We start from the raw sequence: 6,636 nt of genomic DNA on the forward strand, positions 1-6,636 counted from the left end.
GCGAGCCGTCCCTTGCAAGACTTTCGGGTCCGTCGGGACCTGGGACATCATCCCCGGCCTCAAAGGAGCGCGGTTCATACTCGCCCCGGCCCGGCGCGTCAATGTTTGCGCAACTTCCCCGCCGCCCGCAGCCATTCCGCCACAGTTTCGCCGCCCAGGCCCCCCAGCTTGGCCATAGCCAGTCGGATGGACCCATGACGCGCGGCGGAAGAACCCTGGCGGCCGCCGGCCTGGTGGTCGCCCTGCACCTGGCCGCGTTTCTGGCCCTGACCCGGATGGCGCCGGAGTCGCCCGCGACCGGTGATGGGCCGATCTTCGAGATCATGCTGGCGCCGCCGCTGGCCGCCCTCCGGCGTCGCCCGGACGGCAGCCCGGAGGCGCCGATTCGGGCCGCCCAACGCCCAATGACACCCCCGCGAGACGACCGCGGCGATTCGGCTGCGACGGCCCCCTCCCCCTTTCGCCCCGCGCCAGCGGCGGATCCCGAGGCCACCGCCCAGGCCGCGCGGCTCAGGAGCGCCTTGCGACAAACCTTTGGCTGCAGCCAGCCGGACATGTCGCGGCTGAACGAGGCGGAGCGGGCCGCCTGCCTTGAGCGCTTCGCCCGGGGGGCGGAGACTGCGTCCTATCGGCCGCCGCTCATGGACGGGGACAAGCAGAGGGGGCTGGAGCAGGCCGCCGCGCGAAAGGCCGCCGACCGCGCCTACCGCGACTCTGTCACGCCCCCGCTGGGGATCGACACCACCGGCGGCGGGGGCGCGATGAATCCCCTGCCTGATCTCTAGCGCCAACGGCGGGCTGATCAGAAGTCGATGAACTCTTTGAAGGCCGGGACCAGCGCGGTCCAGGTGCCGATGACGCTCTGAAGCTGTTCAGTCGTGGCGCCGAGCTCCAGGTCCACATCCATCTCGACGAAAGGATCCATGTCGGAGTCGAGATAGGCCCGGCCGAACCGCATCTCACGGTTCCACTCATTGATCTTCGCCAGGCCTGGCGAACGATTCATCTCGAAGCCGACGCCGAACTGGATGGTCGTGCAGCGTTCGCGCTCGCAGCCGTAGAAGTAGATGACGAAATTGGTGCCGTCGGTGGCGCTGCGGACCATGGGATCGCCCACGCCGTCCACATCGGCCTGGCCACGATAACCTTTGGCTTGCAGCACCTCGATCACCTCGGCCGCGGTCACGCCGCCCGGCGGCAGAGGGCGCGCCTGCGCCTGAGCGGTCCCCAGCCCCAGGGCGAGCCCGGCCACGATCCAAAGTCCACGCATGCCAATACTCCGTCTGGGCCAGGGCGCTGTCGTCACCCTCATTTCACAGCCCCGCTCAAACAGGAAGCGCGATCCGCGGGGACCCGGCTTCCTCAGGAGGCGGGAAGGTGCTTGGACAGAAACCCATCCAGCGCCTCCAGCATCCTCACCCGGCTCTGGGGTCGGTAGAAGTAGTGGTTCTCGCCCTCGAAGGTCAGAAGCTCGACGGTCTTCCCTGCCCGTTCCAGGGCGTTCTTCATCAGCACCGAGTGGTCGAGCAGCACGACCGTGTCCTGCTCGCCGTGCATCAACAGGATGGGCGCGGTGACCGCCGCGGCGTGGTTGGCCGGGGACGCCGCCACCATCTGCTGGCGGGAGGCGTTGGCCAGCTGGTCGCGGAAGCCGGTGAACATGCCCGAGTCACGGCCAGCGGCCCGCACCACATGCAACTGCAGCATCTGCAGGTCGGTGACAGGCGCGATGGCTGCAGCGCACCGGAAAGCGCTGGGGTGCAACGTGGCGCCCACCAGCGCGGCGTAGCCCCCGTAACTGGCCCCGACGATGCAGACCTGGCGCGGATCGATCACGCCCTCCGCCCCCAATGCCGCCACGCCATCCAGCAGGTCGGTCTGCATCTTGCCGGCCCACTCCCCGCGCCCGGCGTCCTCGAAAGCCTGACCAAATCCCCGAGAGCCGCGGAACTGGGGCCGCAGCACAGCATAGCCCCGGCTCGCCAGGAACTGGGTCAGATAGTCGAAGCGGTTGGTGTCTCGCGCCGCCGGTCCCCCGTGTGGCAGGACGATGAGGGGCAGTCCTGTGGCCCGCCCGCCCGGGGGAAGAGTGAGGTAGGCCGGTATCTCCAGCCCGTCGCGGGCCTGGTAGGTGATCCAGCTTGTCTTGCCCAATGGCGCCTCGGCAAGCTCCGGAAAGGACGATCCCAGCGGCGAGAGCTCCTTCTTGCCCCAGTCCAGCAGGTACCAGACCGGGGGCGAATCCGCGCCGTCAGCGACGATGACAAAGCGCTTGCGGTCCTGCGACCAGCTCACCAGCCCCAGGTCGCGTCCAGGAAGGGCGCGGCTGAGAAGGCCGTGCACGGCGCCGATCTCGGCGTCCAGGTACTGGACCTTCATGCTCTCACCGCCCGCCATCAAGGCGAGCGCCTGCCCGGTGTAGGGGTCGCGCACCAGTCTCGGCTGGTAGGGACTGGGATCACCCACACGCTCGATCTGGCCGTCCGATAGGCGATGGCGGATGACCTGTTGCCCGCCCTCATTGACCTGAAGGAGATAGACGGAGTCCTCAGGGTCAGAATAGCCGAGGTAGTCGCCGCCGGATTCCTCGCGCCAGATTTCGGTCCAGCGCCGCTGCCCCTTGGCGCGGGCGAAGACGCGGGCCTTGGCGATCTTGGGATCGACTTCGATCCGAACCCGGGCCTCACCCTCGGAGTCCGGTTCGAAATAGAAAGAGTCAAAATTGCCGTTCTCGACGATCCGACCATGTCCGGTGGCGGGATCGGCTCGCCAGAGCGACCATTTGAAGGTCTGCTCATCCCCCTTCTGGACGATCCGGCTGTCCACATTGGAGCGGTCGATGGTCTGCTGCAGGCCCATCAGATAGACGATCGGCTTGGCGCCGTGGACGACCCGTACGATGGGCTGGCCGGTCGCGTACCGGCTCGCATGGTCGTTGGACAGAAGGAGGGCGCCGACCTGGCCCTGGGCGCTGACCACCACATTGCGCTCGAAGCGCGCCTGACTGCGGGGGCCGAACTTCTCCCAGTAACCGACACGAACGATCACATAGTCATCGCCCGCCCAGTTGATGCTGACCGCCTCAATATCGCCCAGGGGCACCGTCTTGGCGCCTGCGTGATCCAGTGTGGCGATGTTCAGGGACCGGGCGCCTGCAGGCCCGCCCAGCAGCGCCACCCGCGAGCCGTCTGGCGAGATAGCCGCATCCTGGATCGCCTCCAGCCGGGCGAAGGCCGCCACAGGGGGCGGCGCGGCCACGGCCGCCGTCACGCCCACGGCCCAGGCCGCAAGCGCCATCATCAACAGTCTGCGCATGTAACATCCCCTCAACCCCAGGTGAGGTTAGCCGGACGCTGCGCCCAAGGTAAAGCTTGAAGGCCTAGGGCCAGGCACGAAGGGTCAGGGTGACGAAAAACGGCCCGGGGTCGCCCCCGGGCCGTCTGGTCGTCTCTCCCAGGCTCCTGTGCGGAACCTTGGGCCTTAGGTGTCGATGGTCTCGGCCTCAGCCTCGGCGGCGATCACCTCAGGCAAAGGCTCCATCACCGTCTCGCGACTGGCGGCCAGGGCCTCGTCGCGCTTGGCGGCGATGCGCTGGAGGTTCCGCAGATAGGAGCCCGTGCCCGCCGGGATCAGGCGACCCACGATCACGTTCTCCTTCAGGCCCTCCAGGGTGTCGCGCTTGCCCTGGACCGAAGCCTCGGTGAGCACGCGGGTGGTCTCCTGGAAGGAGGCCGCAGAGATGAAGCTGCGGGTCTGCAGCGAGGCCTTGGTGATGCCCAGCAGAACCGGCTGGGTGATCGCCGGACGCCCGCCACGGGCCTCGGCCTTGGCGCTCTCCTCGTCCACCTCGATCTTGTCGAGATGGTCGCCCTTGAGCAGGCCGGTGTCGCCGGTCTCGAGGATCTCCACCTTCTGCAGCATCTGACGAACGATGGTCTCGATGTGCTTGTCGTTGATGGGCACGCCCTGGAGGCGATAGACCTCCTGAATCTCGTCCACCAGGAACTCGGCCAGCGCCTCGATCCCCTGAATCCGCAGGATGTCGTGCGGATCGGGGTTGCCGTCGATGATGTACTCGCCCTTGCGGATCGTATCGCCATCGTGGACGGCGATATGCTTGCCCTTGGGGATGAGGAACTCGACCGGCTCGCCGCCGTCCTCCGGGGTGATCTTGATCCGGCGCTTGTTCTTGTAGTCACGCCCGAACTCGACCCGGCCGTCCATTTCCGCGATCACCGCGCAATCCTTCGGCCGGCGGGCCTCGAACAGTTCGGCGACGCGGGGCAGACCACCGGTGATGTCCCGGGTCTTGGCGCCCTCGGTGGGGATACGGGCCAGGACCTCGCCGGGCTTGGCTTCGTCGCCGTCGCCGACGGAGAGAATGGCCCCCACCGGCAGCAGGTAACGGGCCTCACCGCCGTTGGCGATGCGCTTGAAGGCGCCATCGGAGTCGATCACGCCCACGGCGGGACGCAGATCGCTGCCCTTGGTGGAGGCGCGCCAGTCGGTGACCACGCGGTTGGAAATGCCGGTGGCCTCGTCGGCCTCGTCGCGAACCGAGACATTCTCCACCAGGTCCTCGAAGCGGACGCGACCGCCCACTTCGGTGAGGATCGGGGTGGTGTAGGGGTCCCATTCGGCCAAGCGCTGACCGCGCTTGACCTTGTCGCCGTCCTTGACCTTCAGGCGCGCGCCATAGGGCGGCTTGTAGGCTTCACGGTCCTTGCCATCGACCTGAACGATGATCTGCAGGTTCCGGTTCATGACCACGAACTCGCCGTCCCCGGCCTGGACCACATTGCCGCCGATGACCTTCACCGAGCCTTCGTTGGCGCTCTCGAAGAAGGACTGCTCGGCCACCTGGGCGGTGCCGCCGATGTGGAAGGTCCGCATGGTCAGCTGGGTGCCCGGCTCGCCGATGGACTGGGCGGCGATGACGCCGACCGCCTCGCCGATGTTCACCGGGGTCCCCCGGGCCAGGTCACGGCCATAGCAGGTGGCGCAGATGCCGGTCTTGGTCTCGCAGGTCAGGACCGAGCGGACCTTCACCGACTGCACGCCGGCGGCGTCCACCAGCTCGATCATCTTCTCATTGAGATAGGTGTCGGCCGGGATGACCACCTCACCGGTGTTCGGGTCCTTGATGTCCTCGGCCGACGAGCGGCCCAGGATACGCAGGCCGAGCGAGACCAGAACGTCGCCGCCCTCGACCACCGCGCCCAGGGTGATGCCCCGGGTGGTGCCGCAATCTTCCTCGGTGATGATGCAGTCCTGCGCCACGTCCACCAGACGACGGGTCAGATAACCCGAGTTGGCGGTCTTCAGCGCGGTGTCGGCCAGACCCTTACGGGCGCCGTGGGTGGAGTTGAAGTACTCCTGGACGGTCAGGCCTTCCTTGAAGTTCGAGATGATCGGCGTTTCGATGATCTCGCCAGACGGCTTGGCCATCAGACCGCGCATGCCGCCAAGCTGCTTCATCTGCGCCTGGGAGCCCCGGGCGCCGGAGTTGGACATCATGAAGACCGAGTTGATCTCGGATTCACGACCGTCCGCGCCCTTCACCCCTTCGGAGATCTCGCGCATCATTTCGTCGGCGACGCGGTCTGTGGCCTTGGCCCAGGCGTCAACGACCTTGTTGTACTTCTCGCCCTTGGTGATCAGACCGTCGGCGTACTGCTGCTCGTACTCCTCGACCAGCTTGCGGGTTTCTTCGACGATCGGCTTCTTCCGCTGCGGGATGACGATGTCATCCTTGCCGAAGGAGATGCCGGCCTTGGCGGCTTCGCGGAAGCCCAGGCCCATGATCTGGTCGGCGAAGATGACCGTCGCCTTCTGCCCGCAGTGGCGGTAGACGGTGTCGATCAGATTGCCGATTTCCTTCTTGGTCAGGTTCTTCTCAAGCAGCTTGTGGCTGACCGCGGCGTTGAGCGGGAACAGGGCCGCAATCTTCATCCGCCCCGGCGAGGTGTCGATGATCCGGCGGACCACTTCGCCCTCGGGGTTCATCTCGGTGTAGCGGCAGCGGATCTTGGAGTGCAGGCTGACGACGCCTTCATTCAGCGCCGCTTCGATCTCGCCCAGGTCGGCGAACACCTTGCCTTCGCCCGGCTCGCCGTCCTTGACCAGGGACAGGTAGTACAGGCCGAGCACGATATCCTGCGACGGCACGATGATCGGGCGACCATTGGCGGGCGACAGGATGTTGTTCGTGCTCATCATCAGCACGCGGGCTTCCAGCTGGGCTTCCAGCGAAAGCGGCACGTGGACGGCCATCTGGTCGCCGTCGAAGTCGGCGTTGAAGGCCGTGCAGACCAGCGGGTGAAGCTGAATGGCCTTGCCTTCGATCAGCTTGGGCTCGAAGGCCTGGATGCCGAGGCGGTGAAGGGTCGGCGCACGGTTCAGCAGCACCGGGTGTTCGCGGATCACCTCGTCGAGGATGTCCCACACCGCCGGCTGCTCGCGCTCGACCATGCGCTTGGACTGCTTGACGGTGCCCGACAGGCCCTTGGCGTCCAGGCGCGCATAGATGAACGGCTTGAACAGCTCGAGCGCCATCTTCTTGGGCAGGCCGCACTCGTGCAGCTTCAGCTCAGGACCGACGACGATGACCGAACGACCGGAATAGTCGACGCGCTT

Annotated in this window: 4 protein-coding genes; 1 reads left to right on the plus strand and 3 read right to left on the minus strand. The window is 66.7% G+C overall.

Annotated elements, in window-relative coordinates:
• Positions 1 to 194: 194 nt before the first annotated feature.
• Positions 195 to 785, plus strand: a complete 591-nt coding sequence (locus Q7V15_RS15785; protein WP_304756770.1) for a hypothetical protein — start codon at positions 195 to 197, stop codon at positions 783 to 785.
• Between the two features lie 17 nt (positions 786 to 802).
• Here the strand turns inward: Q7V15_RS15785 and Q7V15_RS15790 are convergent, their stop codons facing one another.
• The 3 genes from Q7V15_RS15790 to Q7V15_RS15800 all read right to left on the minus strand — a co-directional run.
• Entirely contained in the window at positions 803 to 1,270 is a 468-nt protein-coding gene (locus Q7V15_RS15790) for a YbjN domain-containing protein (RefSeq protein WP_304756772.1), read from the minus strand.
• 92 nt (positions 1,271 to 1,362) lie between these two features.
• Positions 1,363 to 3,315: a S9 family peptidase gene (locus tag Q7V15_RS15795; RefSeq protein ID WP_304756773.1), complete on the minus strand. Its 1,953-nt coding sequence runs from the start codon at positions 3,313 to 3,315 to the stop codon at positions 1,363 to 1,365.
• 165 nt (positions 3,316 to 3,480) lie between these two features.
• Positions 3,481 to 6,636 (minus strand): DNA-directed RNA polymerase subunit beta' (locus Q7V15_RS15800; RefSeq protein WP_304756775.1); only part of this gene is annotated, 3,156 nt, incomplete at its 5' end.

The sequence above is a fragment of the Phenylobacterium sp. genome (assembly GCF_030651755.1).
Taxonomy (GTDB): Bacteria; Pseudomonadota; Alphaproteobacteria; order Caulobacterales; family Caulobacteraceae; genus Phenylobacterium.

What these genes read in the sequence shown, in the direction of transcription:
- Q7V15_RS15785 (WP_304756770.1), top strand. Translation starts at nt 195, where the DNA reads ATGACGCGCGGCGGAAGAACCCTGGCGGCCGCCGGCCTGGTGGTCGCC.
- Q7V15_RS15795 (WP_304756773.1), bottom strand. Translation starts at nt 3,315, where the DNA reads ATGCGCAGACTGTTGATGATGGCGCTTGCGGCCTGGGCCGTGGGCGTG.
- Q7V15_RS15790 (WP_304756772.1), bottom strand. Translation starts at nt 1,270, where the DNA reads ATGCGTGGACTTTGGATCGTGGCCGGGCTCGCCCTGGGGCTGGGGACC.